Raw genomic sequence first — 14,756 nt, forward strand, 5'->3', positions numbered from 1 at the left:
CTACTCGGCAGGAACGGCATCGGTGGCTGGCTGTTTGGCACGGCGCGGCGCCCCGACCCTCAAACGGCGATCCGACAAGGACAAACAGCCACCGATCACCAGCAGGATCGAGCCGATCCAGATCAGGTTGACGAGCGGTTCATAGAGGATCCGAAGGGTCCATGCTCCGGCGTTGTTCACTTGATCGGAGGCTGGCGTTGCAATCGACGTATAGAGATCACCCGCCAATGTGGAGCGGATGGCCGACTCCGTCGTCTGGCTTTCCGCGACCGGGTAATACCGCCGTTCCGGGAAAAGTGTCGTGACCAATTCGCCATCCCGACGCACCACAAGGGTGCCGCGATCCGCGATGTAGTTCGGCCCTTGAACCTTTGCGGCCCCTTCGAAGGTGATGTCGAACCCGGCGATCGTGACTTCGGTCCCGGGGGCGGCAAAGACGATCTCCTCACTCTTCCATCCGGTCGAGCCGATCATCCCCATCATCAACACAGCGACGCCGGCATGGGCAAGCGTCATACCGTGAGAGGCGCGTGGCAGGTTGCGCACGCGTCTCGCGCTCTCTGCAAGGGAAACCTCGAACAGACGGATGCGTAGCGCCCATTCCCGCAGGGTCGCAAAAAGCAGCCACGCTGCGCCGAGGATGGCAAGATAGGCCATGATCGGCCCACCGTTCAGAAGATACCATGCGGCCAAGGCTGCAATGACCGCCAGCACGGCCACGAATTGGATGCGATCGAGCAAACCGGCGATATCAGCCCGCTTCCACGACAGGAATGGACCAAGACCCATGAACACGACCAGTGCCAGCATCATCGGAATGAAGGCCGCGTTGAAGAAAGGTGGACCGACCGAGATCTTGTCCCCGGTGACAGCCTCCAGGATCAGTGGATAAAGCGTCCCGAACAGGACCGTTCCCGTAGCGGCGGCCAGAATGAGGTTGTTCACGAGCAGCCCGGCCTCGCGGCTGATCGGGCGAAACAGACCACCCGGCTCCATTTCGGGCGCCCGCCAGGCGTAGAGCGCCAGCGACCCACCGATGGACACGGCCAGCAGACCCAGAATGTAAAGCCCGCGCTCTGGATCGACGGCGAAGGCATGCACGGATGTAAGCAGGCCTGACCGGACGATGAACGTCCCGAGCAGCGAAAGCGAGAAAGTCAGGATGGCAAGTAGGATGGTCCAGCTTTTGAACGCGTCGCGCTTTTCGGTGACGATGGCGGAATGCAGCAGCGCCGTGCCCAGAAGCCAGGGCATGAAGCTCACGTTCTCGACCGGGTCCCAGAACCACCAGCCGCCCCAGCCCAGTTCATAATAGGCCCACCACGATCCAAGAGCGATACCTGCCGTAAGGCTGACCCACGCGGCCAATGTCCACGGGCGGACCCATCTGGCCCAGGCCGGATCGACGCGCCCTTCCAGAAGAGCCGCAACGGCAAAGGAAAACACGATGGAGAAGCCGACATACCCGAAATACAAGAGCGGCGGGTGCATGGCGAGACCCATGTCCTGAAGCAACGGGTTGAGGTCATTGCCGTCGAGCGGCGGCGGAAACACCCGCTCGAAGGGGTTCGACGTCAGCAGCAGGAAGGACAGGAAGCCGACGCTGATCCACGCCTGCACCGACAAGGTGCGCGCCTTGGTCTCGGCGGGGATGTTCGATCCGAACCAGGCGACGCCCGCGCCGAACACCGCGAGTATCAGGATCCAGAGCAGCAGCGAACCCTCATGGCTGCCCCAGGTCCCGGCCACCTTGTAGAGCATTGGCTTGAGCGAATGGGAGTTCTCGACGACGTTCCTGACGGTAAAATCGCTGACGATGAAAGCCTGCATCAGCGCTGCGAAGGCGATGGCCACAAACAGCACTTGTCCTATTGCCGTCGCCTGGGCGGATTTCATCCAGACGGCATTTCTACGCGACGCACCTGCAATCGGTAGAACACTCTGAACAAGCGCAAGCGCCAGTGCGAGGGCCAGTGCGAAGTGACCAATTTCCGGGACCATGGCGTTCTTTCCTATTCAGCGTCGGTGGGCGTCGCGTCGGACGGCTTTGGCGTCCGCGGCGGGGTCTATTCGTCGAGCGTTGCTTTGCGGCGACGGAACTCTTCTTCGTCGATTTCCCCATTTGCAAAGCGGCGCCTGAGCGCTTCCTGCGCGTCCGAGTCCGGGGGACGGGTGCCATTGTCCCGCAGCCTGAACACCAGAAACACCACCAATGCGATCAGCGCACCCCAGAAGGCGAGCATCATGAAGCCGCCCATAAAGCCATAGCCACTGCCCCACATGTGCCCCGTCCAGGAGCCTGGTCCATCAGCCTGCGCCATGCTGGCGGGCAAGCTGGCCAGCAACGGCAGGATCAACGCGTTCAGTTTCATCTGTTTCTCCTTCGATCAGTTCGGTTTCATCCAACGGGATGGTGACAACAGCGCGCAAACCCGCGCTGTTCTGATTGACCAGCTGGATATCGCCGCCATGGGATTGGACGATTGTCCTCGCGATTGAGAGCCCAAGCCCATAACCGCCCGTTTCCAGAGACCTCGATTGCTCGAGGCGATAGAACGGATCGAAGACCTTTTCCAACTGGTCGACGGGAATGCCGGGCCCATTGTCATCGATGTTGAGTACGAGGTTCGAACCGTGGGTCGCCCAGCTGACTTTTGCGGCACCACCGTAGCGAACGGCGTTCTCAAGCAAGTTCCTCAGTGCCCTTCGGAACGCGTTGGGTCGAAGCCGCACGGCAACATCATCACTCGGGGCAAAGGTGCAGTGTGCCGCCATATCGCTGCACAAGCTGTCCAGAAAATTGCGCAGATCGACCACTTCGGCACCTTCGGATCCGGTAAGGCCGCGTGCAAAGGTGAGCGTCGCTTCGACCATACTCTGCATCTCTTCGACCGATGCGATGAGGCTGTCCCGCGTCTCTTCTTCGTCAACCAGCTCCGCGCGGACACGCATGGCAGTCAACGGCGAGCGTAAATCGTGGCCAAGGGCTGCGAGCATACGTGTACGATCACTGACAAACCGGGTCAGCCGTCGTTGCATGCGGTTGAATGCGACGGTCAGATCTCTGACCTCGGTCGGCCCTGTGACCGCCAATTCGCCCACATCTTCGCCCCGGCCAAGATGGTCCGCGGACTTCGACAGGTGCCGCAAAGGACGCGTCAGGCGCGTCATTACAAACCAGAAGATCGCCACCAGAAGCAGTCCGGCGGAAATCCCGAAGGTCAGCATCGAATAGAAAGGCCATTGGATCGGCGGTCGCTCGAACCGCGTTCCGACATTCAGCCAACGCGCTCCCTTGATGGCGATGGACAGGTTCATTTCAACCGCTGTCAACTCTCCGCGCATCATCGCGAGATGCATTTCTGTCATCTCGTCCGAGAGATTGGGAAGAGGCCGCAACTCGCCCTCGACCTCGTGCAATTCAACGCGAATATCCCGGCTGTAGCTGTCATCCATCAGGGCGCGTATGCGCGCTTCCACGATGCCGCCGTCCGAATGACCGGTGTGATCCACGATCGGAGCGTCCGACAGATCGAACCGGATCAGAGGCGAATTTGCCGCGCGAAGGATCGAGTCCTGCAGATCCAGCGGGGCCTCTTCGATCAACCGCGCGACATTCGCTGCGCGACCCGCGGCCTCGAATCCTAAAGCTGCACGGATCGCAAGGCTGCGCTCGTCGGCGAACAGGAACAGGCTGATCACCTGGGCCACGACAAGTGCCGCGACCACAAGCAGGATCAATTGGCCGCTCAGAGATCTCATCGCACGGCGCATCACGGCGCATCCTCGACATCGGCAGCCAGACAGTATCCGCCGTTCCGCACCGTTTTGATGACACTGGGCCTAAGTACATCCGGCTCGATTTTGCGGCGGAGACGGCTGATCTGATTGTCGATGGTGCGATCCATCGGGCCTGCCGTCCGACCAGCGGTCAGGTCAAGCAACTGGTCACGGCTGAGCACCATCCTCGCGCGTTCCAGCAGGACCGCCAGCAATTTGAACTCGGAGGTCGTCAATGGGGTCTCGGTGGTGGACTCGTCAATCAGCACCTGCCGGTCGGTATCCAGTATCCAGTGCGCAAAAGAGACTTTCCTCCCAGCGAGGCTTCCGGCCACAGGTTCGTCGCGGTTGCTTCTCCGAAGAACCGACTTGATGCGGGCGAGCAGTTCTCGTGGATTGAACGGCTTGGCGAGATAATCGTCCGCACCGATTTCCAGACCCACGATCCGATCCGTTTCCTCACCAAGCGCCGTCAGCATGATGATCGGAAGATCACCCTCTGGCGCAAGTCTGCGGCAAACCGACAAACCGTCCTCGCCCGGCATCATGACATCGAGCACGAGGAGGTCGAAGTGACCAGTGGCCAGCTTGGCATCCATCTCCACGGCATCCCTGGCGACGGTCGTGCGCATTCCGTTCTTCTCCAGGAAGCGCGCGACGCTTTCGCGTATCTGAGCGTGGTCGTCCACGATAAGGATATGAGGTGGCGGTCCCATGGCGTCCTTCCTAGATCATCGTTGCATTCTGTTTCATGGGCAGAATTGTAGCCGTTTGTATCAGGTCAGTCCCTTGCTACAGATGGATACAAATCTGTGCCTGCACCGTGTCGTGCTCCCGGGTAGCGTCGCGCGTATGTTATGTGACCTTTGGGATCGCAACCGATCAAAGGATGAGGTTTTCGAATATGGCTCTTGATTTGAACCGGCGCCGTTTCGTTCTGGGTGCTCATATGACGGTGCTGACCGTCGCGGCGTCACCGCTGTTGGCGCAGAGCCGATCTGTCTGGTCGGCAGAGAATGCCTTTGACGCGCTTCTATCGGATACGGCGCGGATCATCGATGTCAGAACGCACAAAGAGTGGCAAGAAACCGGCGTAGGTGCTGGTGTATGGCCGATAAGCATGCACGCGTCCGGTTTTCCGGACCGATTGTTCAGGGCCAAGGAACTGAGCGGTGATCGCACTGTTGGACTGATCTGCGCCACTGGCGGACGCTCCGCATCGCTGCTTCGAGCGTTGAGACAAGCTGGTTATTCGGGCTACGCCGATATCTCGGAAGGGATGTTGGGATCAGGCGAAGGGCCTGGCTGGATCGCATCGAACTTGCCGACCGTTCCGGTGGATGTCGCCCTGAACGGGTTGCCCCCCGCGTTGGCCTGACCAGTGAAGAATCAATTGGTCCCGTTGTGCTAAAAGCCTGATGTATGGTCAAATTGACCTGTTTGAACAGGAAGACGGGTTTGGGTGTATGACCGAGTTGATGGCTATGTTTGTCGGAATATGCGCGGCGATCGTGATGGGAATTGTCCATCATTATGCGTTGTCGGGCATTCTGAAGTTTTCCCCGCAGCGGTCGGATGGCTCCGGCTTTCGGATCATCCTGACGTTTTCCACGTTGCTGTTGCTGCATGTCTTGGAACTTGTGACGCTCGCCGTGTTCAACACGATGGTGGTGGCAAGCGTTCTGCCGCAATCGTTCAGCAACAGCCCTCCGATGTTTCAGGATGTTCTCTATGTTACGGGCATCTCGTTCTCGACCCTTGGCTATTCGTCCATAGAGGTGGTCGGGCCCTTTCGACTATTGCTGATGCTGCAATCGCTTTTGGGCTTCATGTTGCTGACCTGGTCAGCGACGTTTCTTTACTCAGCCTGCCAGCAAGTCTGGCAGAAGGCGAAAGATGACTGAAAATCGCCACGCGCGTCGGACATGAGCTTGGCGTCAGCGTCAAATACGTCCTGATATCGGTCCTTTGACCTCACCGTGGAACGGTTGAGTGAGCGCTGCGTTGCGCGCGTGGATGAATAGCCCTTGACCTTCCAGTTGCTGGAATCCCTAGGTACAAAGCCATGGCACAGATTTTCGAAAAGACAGGCGATCACGTATCGCACCATCGACACGGGGATATCTTGAAATCTCCCGTATGGGTTGGCGTGTTGCTTGTCGTTCTCACATTGCCGGCTCACCTTTTTTTGGATGAGCAAAGCTCGATAGCTCTTGCTTCGATCACGCTTGCTTTGATTGGCGGTGCCTATATCGGCTTTGGCGCTGCGGACGGCAGAGCGCGCGTGTTCTGGGCAGAGCTCGCGGTCGCCCTTTTGTTCGGCTTAGCAGCGTTCCTGGGGCTGATATGGCAGTGGGCCTTCCTCCCCTTGGGCTTGGCCCTTCACGCCCTTTGGGACATGTCACACCACAATTCTTATCGTCTCGCCCGGATTCCGAACTGGTATATTCCATTCTGCGTGGCCTTTGACCTTTTGGCAGCGACGTTCTTCGTTCTGCTCTATGCCGTGTTTTGATCCATGATGATGCGCATCCTTCTTATGGCGGTGTTCCTGATGGGAGTCGTCGCATTGGCCTTCCCGGACGTCCTTGGCGTTGACATTCGCCTGCCGGATCGCGCGGAAATTGACCGCTGGATCGAGGCGGCAGGTCTTGCCGGACCAATTGTCATCGTGGCGCTCATGACAATCGCTATTGTCGCAAGCCCCCTGCCCTCGGCGCCAATCGCACTCGCCGCCGGAGCGGCTTATGGACACACGTACGGGACGCTCTTCGTCGTTCTAGGTGCGGAACTCGGTGCGCTTGCCGCCTTTGGTCTGGCCCGCGGCTTGGGTCGTCCCTTCGTTGAGCGTCATCTCGGTCAGAAGATTAACGCAGGCCTGTTCGGGTCCCAGAACACTCTGACCTTCCTGGTCTTCGGCAGTCGCCTGCTGCCGTTTCTGTCCTTCGATATGATCAGTTACGCCGCAGGTCTGAGCAAGCTGCATCTTTGGAGGTTCGCGCTGGCCACGATGGCCGGGATTATTCCAGCGAGTTTCTTGCTCGCTCACATGGGCAGCCAGGCGATGAACGGCGATGCCCGCACTGCCACATGGACCGCACTTGCGCTGGGTGGCTTTACCGGCCTGTCGGTTCTCTTCGCCGCGACGCGAAAGACCGGTACGAAACGGAAGGAGAGCTGATATGGCCAGTCATTCCCACGCCGGGCATATGCCGAGTTCCGGCAAGGCCCTTGTGATTTCGGCCTGGCTCACCGGCGTCTACTTCGTGATTGAACTGGCCGTCGGGCTCTGGACTGGCTCGATTGCCGTCCTGTCGGATGCGTTTCACACCCTGTCGGCGGTTGGCGGCGTTCTGGTGGCCATCATCGCGCAGCGCATTGCGCGCCGCCCGGCGGATTCGGCGCGGAGTTTCGGCTGGTACCGCGCCGAGATCATCGGGGCACTGGTGAATGGCGGCTTTCTTCTCGGTATGGCGCTTCTGGTGATCTGGATGGGCGCGATGCGGCTCGGGAATCCGATTCACCTGGCCACGGGTCCCATGCTCTGGGTCGCCTTCGGAGGCCTGGTCACCGAAGTGATCTCGCTGGGGCTGATGTGGCAATCGAGCAAGGACGATCTGAATGCCCGTGGTGCGCTCTGGCACATCATCCAGACCTTTGTCGGCAGCCTCCTGATCATCGTCACCGCTCTAGTGATCGAGTTCACCGGCTTTCTGGCGATTGACCCGATCCTCGGCATGGCGTTCGGGGTGGTTCTCCTCTGGGCCTCCGTCGGCGTCATCAAGGAAGCGGTCCACATCCTCATGGAAGGCACGCCAGAGGGAACGGATCTCGAGGCTGTGACGACGGACCTGCGCGGCCAGGACGGGGTTCTGGACGTTCACCATGTGCATGCCTGGACGCTGACCAGCGGCAAACACGCATTTTCTGCCCATATCCGCCATGGTGAGCCCGCAGAGGCCGCGGACCTGCTGAACCGGGCCTATCGGCGGCTGACGGAACAGCATGGGTTTCACATGGTCACGCTGCAGCTCGAAACAGAGTGTCTCGACGAGCGCCACGCGCGGGATCTTGATATAGTCCAGATAGCGGCTGCAAAGGCTGCTGTCGCGTTGCCCTTTAATCTGAGACGCGACGCGTTTGGCGACAATTTTTGCCCTTAATTGTGAGATACGGCTGTCATGGGGCCCCTGTTTCTCGCGCACCTTTGCGCGATGTGATCAACCGCGGCAAGCAATCGAGGCTCCTTCTCGAAGGCGCGCAAGAGAGCAACCCTTGCATAGTCGTCGATGCTTTTGCTGACGATGGCTGCCTTAGCCAAGGGATGAGATCGAGCGGCGGCGATTGCGGCGAGGCAGAACAGCCTAACTTCCGATCTGGGGTTCTGGACAGCGAACGACGGATCCCCGCGGAAGGTTTTGAGTGACATGGCAAAGGTGACTGCGCGCATTGCGCGCCGAAGTTGCTTGGGGCCGCGCGAGCGCGCGGCGCACTCAAGCATCTCTGCCCCGCGGCGCGCTCGGTATATCAGTTTTCCAGATATTTGTTCCTCACGGAGTTTGCCAAGGGTCTGCACAAGTCTCGTCCCGCAAACTTGGCAGTCAAATGCCCAGGCCCGCCTCCAATGCCTGAGCAAAAGACCCTCTCTGGAGCATCGCAGGCAATGCTGGAATGGCATCTGAGCCGTCAGTGAGGCTTCTCGTGGCGTCATTGCCGGAAAGGTCAAAGATCGAACAACATCTGGGTTAACCCGTGCGGCGTTGGCAATCTTCGCCGCCGCAGCCGCGTCGACGTTGAAGTCCAAGGCGGTGCCATGCGCGGTATCGATTCTGAGATGAGCCAGTAGTTCCGCATCATCACAGTAGTTGGCCGCCGCCAGCCGAGACAACCAACCTGACAACAACTCGTCTGGCAGCGGCGCGACAGTCTTGGGCAGCGGGTGCGGCTTCACACCCGGGACTTCTGGAGCCGCCGATGGGGGTTCGCATGGCGCGACCAAACCGGCGTCCATTTTGCGATTGCGTCATCGGTGATGCATTCCTCGCCTGTGATAATGGCGTCGATGGAAAGATCCTTGACCAGAGCGAAGATGCGCGAGGTCACCCCACCGGTCAGTGCCAAGACCTGCTTGAGAGATTTGACCTTCAGGTTGGACTTCTTTTCCAGTGGCATGGCAGCAATAAGGGTCTGGATCATGTCCGAGAACTCGGCATCGTCGCGCCAGTTTGGCAGATGATGTTCGTCCAGCCGTCGGGCAAGCTGGATATCACCGCGAATAGCATCGACGGCCTCGCTGACCCCAAGGCAGACCAGTGACACCTCGAGTTCATTGCTGAGATACCGCAGGACATTGAGAAATCGGCGCTGTTCGCGGTGGGTCCCGGCCAAGAGATTGTGGACCTCGTCGATCATGATCATCCGCAGGCCAAGGTCGCGTAAGAGCGCGATGACACGGACTTCGAGGGAAGCCACATTTTGAGCGCGGGCGCTAAGAGCCGTCGCCGGGGCGCCGACGGCGGCCAGGATGTGCAGGTAAAACCGCCGTTCATCAGGTGCGGGCGGCGCTTGCAACAGCAGAAGCGGTGTGCGGGTGATGCCCGACGCCGGATCGTATTCTGGTGCGTACTTGCGCGACAGGTTTCGGGCAATCATCGTCTTTCCGATCCCGGAGGCGCCATGCACAAGAAGCCCAGGCATACGGGTTTGTCGTGGCGCTTCGATCATGCCCTGCAAGCGGTCCAACACCTGTTCCGCCCGAGGAAAGCCGATCCAGATATCCGATTGAATGAGGGCGATCCGGCCGTCTTCTTCAGTTGTCCCTGCCCTCAATTCACCATCTCTCCACCTTGAACAATGGGCGCGATGTATCACCCGTATCGATCGGGCGCAGCCCTTCGGTTGTCGAGACGGCCGAGTTCGTGCCCTTCAATGTCCCTTTTCTTTCACGGGTTCTGCGTTCGGCCTTCGTCAGGCCCCGGCTTTCAGCTTCGATCTGGCGTTGCTGTCGGATCAGCTCAGCCAGCACCAGCTCATTAGACCCGGACTTGCCAAGGGCACGGGCCTTCCTCATCGCTTCGCGATATTCCCAGAGCGAGACGGGCGGAATTTCCAGGTTTCTGTACCGCGCCTCAACATACCGGCCATCGTCCAGTTCGACCCAGATCATTGAGATATCGCGAGGATCGTAGCGAACGACCACCTTTCCATCCCCGCGCCCAATGTGGCCTGCAAGGGCATCGGACCAGTACCTTATCTGGAACAGATGGATGCCGTCACGCCTGATCTTGCGCAGTTCACTCGGCAGGAAGCTCACCTGAAAGGCTTCCATCTCGAAGGGGATGTCGCCTGTCATTTGCTCTGAGAGCGCCTCCCATTTGGCAACGGGCGTGCAGCCAAGACTTGAATGAATGCTGTTGTTGTAACGGCAGATTTCCAGAGCAAACCAGCGATCGAATTCGCTCAACGTCATCGTGGCCTTGCTTTCGGCGTCATAGTCGCCCTTTGCCGCGATCGAGGATTGCGTTGTTCCCGGCAACAGGTGAACGGCCCCCATCATGGTGCCGATCAACCGTTCGATGTGACCACCGAAGTGAGGACTTGCTGGCGGTCGATAGACCAGATCGATCCCCCAATCCGCACAGGCCGACCGAAAGGCGCGCGACCGGAAATCGCGACCGTTATCGACGTGGATGCTGTGCGGTTTGCCCTGTGCCGGCCAAGGAACATCGCACGCCAATTCCGCAAGAAGTTCCTCCTTGAGGGTCACCGCCTGTGTCAGGCAAAGCGCCACTGACAGACGCGAAGGTGCCTCGAGAGAGGTGTAATATCCGGTCACCATCCGCGTTGCGACGTCGATCGCCAGCGTGACCCAAGGCCGCCCAATTGGTTTGCGTTCAAAGCCGTCGACAAGAATGATGTCCGCCGGTGTATGATCAATTTGGACGATCTCCAGTGGCTGACTGGCCTTGTTCTCGCCTGTGACGGCCGCAAATTTCTGGCGGGCCGCCTTTGCCCCCTCTCGTGCCTTTGCAACTTCGCGGGCATCCATTGCATCCAGACGACGTTGAACCGTCCGCCGTGTCGGCGGTTGCAACCCCTGCTGCCAGCACGCGCTGCGGATCTCAGTCACAACACGCGACAGGCTGGATCGTTCCCGGCGCAAGAAATAACGGCGAAGATGCTCTTCGATCACCGCTTCGACCTTGCTGGATATCAAAACCGTACCTGTCGGGCGGCCTCGTTTTCGCGGAGCCAGCGCGCTGGTGCGCCCACCCTCTTCCGCCAGCCGCTTTATCCAACGCCAGACCGTCGCCCTGCTGACACCAAGCTCCCAAACGGCGTCATTGATGCCGCTTTCCAGACTGCCAGCCCCATTGAGATATGCCTGAACAAGCGGACGTAGCACGGCGGCCCTGCGCGACTCTTCAGCACCAACTGCAACGGAGGCTTCGCCATCATCATCCATCGATATTTGCCGCACATGTCTGTGAACCCTGTCTCAGGTTTAAGGGCAAGAAAATCGGAATTAAAGGCAAAATCTCATATTTAAGGGCAAAGGACAGCCGTTGATTTCGTTGGATTTCCCATCTCACAATTAAGGGCTACGCGACACCAGGTCTTGATCGGATGCGGGATACCGATCGCCAAGATCATCGCTGCAATGGGCAGACCCCAAGCGATCAACGCACCGGGAAGTGTCGACAGAAGATCGGTCCTTTCCTTCAGCACCATGGCATTACCCCGCGCAGCAGCTGAGTTTGGCCACATCCTTGTCGAAAGTCTGGGCCGCAAGTTTCAGCCCTTCAACCGTGGTCAGATATGGGAAAATCGTTTCGCCGAGGGCCTTGGAGGTCATGCCGAACTTGAGCGCCATTGCCAGCGTCTGGATCGTGTCCGAGCCTTCGGGCGCCACGATCTGGCCGCCCAGCAGGCGGTCGGTCTTGGCGTCGGCCACCAGCTTGATCACGCCGCGGGTGTTGCGGGCCGCGGCGGCGCGCGGGACGTTGTCGAGCGTGATCACGCTGATCTTGACCTCGTGCCCCGCCGCCTTGGCCCCAGCCTCTGAAACGCCGACACCGGCCACTTGCGGGTCGGTGAACACGACCCATGGCATCGCCGCATTCTCATAGCGCATTGGCTCCAGTCCAAGGGCATTGTTGATTGCCACCTTGGCACCGTAGGCGGCCATGTAGACGAACTGGTCACGGTCGGTGACATCGCCCGCCGCCCAGACGCCGGCCCGCGTCGTGGCCATGTCAGGACCGACCTTGATCGAGCCGCGCGCGTCGGTCTCTATCCCGAGATCTTCCAACCCGAGGTTCTCGGAATTGGCCACCCGTCCGGTGGTCACAACCAGCCGTTCGGCGGACAAAACCTCGGTCTTTCCATCGCGTTCGACAGTCAGAATGACGCCGCCCGCAGCTTTCGCGGCCGAGACGTAAGCAAGACCGGTCTCGACCGCGATGCCTTCGGTCTTCAGCGCTTGCGTCAGCGCCTGGGCCACCTCCGGCTCGGCGCCGGGCAGAAGGCGCGAGCGGGTCACAAGCGTGACTTTCACCCCCAGCCTTGAGGCCATCTGCGCCAACTCGCAGCCGATATAGCCGCCGCCCAGCACAATGATGCTTTCGGGCCGGTCGGGCAGGGTCAGCAGACCGGTGGAATCGAGGGTCTCCACGGTGTCGATGCCTTTGATGGCAGGTTGATGGGGGCGCGAGCCGGTGGCGATCAGGATGCGCGGGGCGGATATCACCCGCCCGCCGACAGCGACGCCACCCTCGACCAATCGCGCCGGGCCGTCCTCGATATAGGTGACGTTCTCATAGGCGGGCAGCAGGTCGATATATTTCTTGTGCCGCATCTCCGCGACCAGATCGGTCGTGCCTTTCACAACGGCTGGCCAATCCACCGCATGTTCGCAGGACGCAATGCCCGGGAACCGGGCAGCGGACGCGCCACCATGGGCCGCCTCTGCGGCGCGGATCATCGCCTTGGACGGAACGCAGCCGACGTTCACGCAGGTGCCGCCGATGGTGCCGTGCCCGACAAGCGCCACCCGCTTTCCGGCTTCAGCTGCAGTGATCGAAGCCGAGAACCCGGCAGAGCCCGCACCGACGACGATCAGGTCATAACTGTCGGCGCCGACATCCTTCGAAGAGCAGCAATCATGTTCCTTGACGGTTTGATCCATTTTCATTTCCTTTACTTGAACCGGGCGCCACCATCTTGGCGGCGGTCAAATTTCAATTCACACCATCGACCCGATGTCGGAGGCGTAACTGGGATAAGCGAAAATCATCGCCTTGATCTGATTTGCGGTCTGCCCGGCACCCATGGCCATGGCGAAAAGATTGATCTGCTCCTCGGCTCCTGGTCCGATCAGGTGCGCGCCGAGTATTTGCCCGCTGCCCCGTTCGACAAGAACCTTGAATCCGGTGTGTTTCGCGCCGACGCGCAGCGACGAATACCAGCCCTCCGTCTTCTCGAAATGCACATCGAACTTCAGCCCCTGCTCCCTGGCCGCCGCTTCCGACAAGCCCACGGTAGCAACCATGGGCAGGGTGAAGACCACTGACGGGATCGGCGGATACTTGATCTCCCGCGCGTCCTTGCCGCCCAGAATGTTCTTCCCCGCGATGCGTCCCTCTGCCGCCGAGACCGGGGTCAGATTCAACCCGCTATCAGCGCAGTCGCCGGCCGCGAAAATGGCCGGGTTGGTGGCGCGCATCGCGTCGCTCACCTTGATGCCACGGCGTGAGTATTCGACTCCAGCGGCCTCGAGGTTCAGCCCGTCTATGTTGGGCACGCGGCCGGTGCCATGCACCACCAGATCGCAAGTGATCGTTTCGGTGCCGTCGTGACGTTCCACGGTGACCACGACTTCGTCGCCCTGTTTCTCGATCTTCGCCACCTTCGCTTTGGTGCGCAGATCGACGCCCAGCTCTGCGGTCGCCTCGACCAGCATCGCGACCAGATCGGGATCAAAGTTGCCCAGGGGGCGGTCCATCATCTCCAGCACGGTCACCTCGCGCGCGCCCGCGCGCTTGGCCACATGGGCGAATTCCATCGCGATGAACCCGCCGCCGACAAAGGCGATGCGGTCGGGACGCTCGGGCAGTTCCAGGAAATCGGTCGAGGTGGCGAGATACTCCTCGCCCGGGATGTTCAGCGTCATCGGTCGGGCACCGGTGGCGATGTGGAAATGCTTCGCCCTCAGGGTCTCGCCGTTCAACTCGATCGCATCGGGGCCGGTAAACCGTACCTCTCCGTGCAAGACGTCGATCCCGGCCTTTTCCAGCCCGGCCTCGATGCGCGGTGGCATCGCGTCGGTGAAGCTGCGCTTGAAGGCGATCATGTCGGACCAGTTGACCGAAGGCTGCGCCTCCAGCCCCTTGCCCTTCATGTTTTCCGCCCACTCGACGCCCTCGGTGACGGCGATCAGCATCTTCTTGGGATCGCAACCGCGCAGGGCGCAGGTGCCGCCATGGGGCTCGCTGTCGATGCTGGCGACGCTCCAGCCGGCATTCGCCGCCATCCGGGCGACGCCATTGCCACCGGTTCCACCGCCGATCACGATAAGGTCGTAGCTCTTCGTCATAAGGTTTTTCTCTTCAATGCTTTGTCTGAGGCGCTATTTGGATGGATGTCAGCCCAGTTTCCCTCAGGACGCCGAGCCGCGCGCGTTCTTGCGCCAGAGCGCGTAAATGGTCAGCAGGATAAAGATGCCCAGTGCCGGAAACAGCACGAGGTCGAGATATCCGACGACGGCGGCCAGGCCGACCGCGCCGAAGAGGATCACCAAAATGGGCGTAAAGCAGCAGAGCGCCACAATGATGGTGCCGATGATGCCCACTTTCAAAAGGCCGTTCGAAGATGTGTCGTCTGAAGGCATCGTAATTTGTTTCCTCATGTCTGGTGCATCAATTGCGTGGTGCCACCGGATCCGGGATCGACCCGAACAGCCCAAAGACCTGTGCCGG

The 14,756-nt window shown here is 60.1% G+C and carries 15 protein-coding genes; 5 read left to right on the forward strand and 10 right to left on the reverse strand.

All coding sequences use genetic code 11. The features are described 5' to 3' along the window. The 4 genes from D6860_RS14720 to D6860_RS14735 all read right to left on the reverse strand — a co-directional run bounded on the left by D6860_RS14720 (position 1) and on the right by D6860_RS14735 (position 4,496). Complete coding sequence (locus tag D6860_RS14720) at positions 1-2,001, reverse strand: heme lyase CcmF/NrfE family subunit (protein ID WP_012187039.1); 2,001 nt, start codon at positions 1,999-2,001, stop codon at positions 1-3. 65 nt (positions 2,002-2,066) lie between these two features. Beyond that, positions 2,067-2,372, reverse strand: coding sequence for an SHOCT domain-containing protein (locus D6860_RS25705; protein ID WP_222481198.1), 306 nt, complete (start codon positions 2,370-2,372; stop codon positions 2,067-2,069). Beyond that, positions 2,308-3,774, reverse strand: coding sequence for an ATP-binding protein (locus tag D6860_RS14730; protein WP_076625735.1), 1,467 nt, complete (start codon positions 3,772-3,774; stop codon positions 2,308-2,310). The genes D6860_RS25705 and D6860_RS14730 overlap by 65 nt, the downstream gene beginning before the upstream one ends. Continuing rightward, positions 3,774-4,496 carry a response regulator gene (locus D6860_RS14735; RefSeq protein WP_007803380.1) on the reverse strand — a complete coding sequence of 241 codons (723 nt, stop codon included), beginning with the start codon at positions 4,494-4,496 and terminating at the stop codon, positions 3,774-3,776. Before D6860_RS14735 ends, D6860_RS14730 begins: the two co-directional genes overlap by 1 nt. A gap of 188 nt (positions 4,497-4,684) precedes the next feature. Here D6860_RS14735 and D6860_RS14740 point away from each other — a divergent pair, with 188 nt between their 5' ends. From D6860_RS14740 to D6860_RS14760, 5 genes are all read left to right on the forward strand, one after another. Then, a complete protein-coding gene (locus D6860_RS14740) occupies positions 4,685-5,158 on the forward strand; it encodes a rhodanese-like domain-containing protein (RefSeq protein WP_008327269.1) in 474 nt (157 codons plus the stop codon). Positions 5,159-5,246: 88 nt separating this feature from the next. Continuing rightward, the gene (locus tag D6860_RS14745) at positions 5,247-5,684 is read left to right on the forward strand and encodes an ion channel (RefSeq protein WP_222481193.1); all 438 of its coding nucleotides are present in this window, start codon (positions 5,247-5,249) and stop codon (positions 5,682-5,684) included. Positions 5,685-5,845: 161 nt separating this feature from the next. After that, positions 5,846-6,295, forward strand: coding sequence for a DUF6010 family protein (locus D6860_RS14750; protein WP_008327267.1), 450 nt, complete (start codon positions 5,846-5,848; stop codon positions 6,293-6,295). Positions 6,296-6,298: 3 nt separating this feature from the next. After that, positions 6,299-6,961, forward strand: coding sequence for a TVP38/TMEM64 family protein (locus tag D6860_RS14755; protein WP_008327266.1), 663 nt, complete (start codon positions 6,299-6,301; stop codon positions 6,959-6,961). 1 nt (position 6,962) lies between these two features. After that, positions 6,963-7,943, forward strand: a complete 981-nt coding sequence (locus D6860_RS14760; protein WP_009807478.1) for a cation diffusion facilitator family transporter — start codon at positions 6,963-6,965, stop codon at positions 7,941-7,943. Here the strand turns inward: D6860_RS14760 and D6860_RS14765 are convergent. From D6860_RS14765 to merF, 6 genes are all read right to left on the reverse strand, one after another. Continuing rightward, a complete protein-coding gene (locus D6860_RS14765) occupies positions 7,940-8,791 on the reverse strand; it encodes a TniQ family protein (protein ID WP_207287098.1) in 852 nt (283 codons plus the stop codon). The genes D6860_RS14760 and D6860_RS14765 overlap by 4 nt on opposite strands. Then, entirely contained in the window at positions 8,728-9,609 is an 882-nt protein-coding gene (locus tag D6860_RS14770) for a TniB family NTP-binding protein (RefSeq protein ID WP_038147410.1), read from the reverse strand. Before D6860_RS14770 ends, D6860_RS14765 begins: the two co-directional genes overlap by 64 nt. A 1-nt stretch (position 9,610) precedes the next feature. Further along, complete coding sequence (locus D6860_RS14775) at positions 9,611-11,245, reverse strand: Mu transposase C-terminal domain-containing protein (RefSeq protein WP_128549244.1); 1,635 nt, start codon at positions 11,243-11,245, stop codon at positions 9,611-9,613. Between the two features lie 270 nt (positions 11,246-11,515). Next, the gene (gene merA / locus D6860_RS14785) at positions 11,516-12,973 is read right to left on the reverse strand and encodes a mercury(II) reductase (protein ID WP_008335972.1); all 1,458 of its coding nucleotides are present in this window, start codon (positions 12,971-12,973) and stop codon (positions 11,516-11,518) included. Positions 12,974-13,024: 51 nt separating this feature from the next. Continuing rightward, positions 13,025-14,374, reverse strand: a complete 1,350-nt coding sequence (locus tag D6860_RS14790; RefSeq protein WP_008335974.1) for a dihydrolipoyl dehydrogenase family protein — start codon at positions 14,372-14,374, stop codon at positions 13,025-13,027. A gap of 63 nt (positions 14,375-14,437) precedes the next feature. Continuing rightward, on the reverse strand, positions 14,438-14,668 hold the full coding sequence (merF, locus tag D6860_RS14795; protein WP_050759304.1) for a mercury resistance system transport protein MerF: 231 nt from the start codon (positions 14,666-14,668) through the stop codon (positions 14,438-14,440). Positions 14,669-14,756: the final 88 nt, after the last annotated feature.

The organism is Salipiger sp. D13, from assembly GCF_003703915.1.
In the GTDB taxonomy this organism is placed as follows: domain Bacteria; phylum Pseudomonadota; class Alphaproteobacteria; order Rhodobacterales; family Rhodobacteraceae; genus Salipiger; species Salipiger profundus.